This is a genomic window from Peribacillus sp. P4_D6 (assembly GCF_056401795.1).
In genome coordinates this window covers 1-1,203 of record NZ_JBFUIQ010000342.1, presented here as the reverse complement: position 1 = coordinate 1,203, position 1,203 = coordinate 1, and the positions used below count along the sequence as shown (strand labels likewise).

Annotated in this window: 2 protein-coding genes; one reads left to right on the top strand and one right to left on the bottom strand. The window is 37.3% G+C overall.

The window, feature by feature from the left end:
* Positions 1 to 80 precede the first annotated feature (80 nt).
* Positions 81 to 404 (bottom strand): winged helix-turn-helix transcriptional regulator, encoded by a 324-nt coding sequence (locus AC1DVB_RS27410; protein WP_057277432.1) that lies wholly within the window; start codon positions 402 to 404, stop codon positions 81 to 83.
* Between the two features lie 263 nt (positions 405 to 667).
* Here AC1DVB_RS27410 and AC1DVB_RS27405 point away from each other — a divergent pair.
* Positions 668 to 1,203 (top strand): nitric oxide synthase oxygenase (locus tag AC1DVB_RS27405; protein ID WP_477591979.1); only part of this gene is annotated, 536 nt, incomplete at its 3' end.

Here is a 1,203-nt window from a genome sequence, read left to right as displayed (position 1 = left end):
CCACTAGTCACTGGAGCTTAAACAAAAAAAAGGAGGAAGTCCGCATCTGGCAGATCTTCCTCCCTTATCTTTAGCCTATATCATTGATTCTGTATTGGGTCGAGCCATTCTTGTGCCCAATTTTGAATTTCGTTCATAACCGGTGCAAGGGCCTTGCCTTTATCAGTTAAAGAATATTCAATCCTGACCGGTGTCTCTGGATATACGTCCCTTTTAACAATACCTTCAATTTCCAAGTCCTTTAAACGTTCAGAAAGAATCCTGCCGCTTATCGGGAATGCAGATTCAATATTACAAAACCTTTGAGGGCCATTAAGTAATTGATTGACAATCAATCCAGTCCAGCGTTTACTCAAGATTTGCATTCCTTTTTCAAATCGTGGACAAAGTGTCGTATTATTCATCATATCACCTCATTATTAATATATTATAATGCATTTACCTCATATGTAACAACTTTACCGAAAATTATTTAGTTACTAGAGATGTTATAGTATAAGAAATTCACGAGCTTACTTTAAGTATCATGAAAAGGATTCCGCCTCGGATTTGCCACATTTTTAAAAAAAGCGTGCTTTTAAAAATGTGTTGTTTAGAGATACCATGTAAAATATGTTATTTTAATATTGAAGTCAAAGTTTTGCAAATGGAAGGATCCGTGGGAAAGATGAGTGAGTTACTGCAAGAGGCCGTATCCTTTATCAGGACGAGTTATCCGGAATTATTGAAAACGGAAGAGGACATAAATGGCAGGATCGAACAAATTAAAAAGGAAATAAATGAAACAGGCAGATATGAACATACATATGAAGAATTGGTTTATGGTGCTAAATTAGCTTGGCGGAATAGCAATCGTTGCATTGGGCGCTTTTTTTGGGAATCACTAAGGGTGATTGATAAAAGAATGATTCAAAGCGAAGAACAAATGGTATCGGCCCTCTTCGAGCATATCGAATATGCTACGAATAATGGGAATATCAGACCTGTGATTACAATTTTCAAACAGAAAGATCATGATCGAAAAGTGGATATTTGGAATCATCAACTTATTCGTTATGCAGGATATGAGACGGAACATGGTGTAATCGGCGATTCAAGTTCAATCGAATTCACCAAGCGATGTATGGCATTAGGGTGGGAAGGGAAATTCGGACCTTTCGATATTTTACCCCTTGTAGTCCAAGTGAACGGAAAAACCGCTAG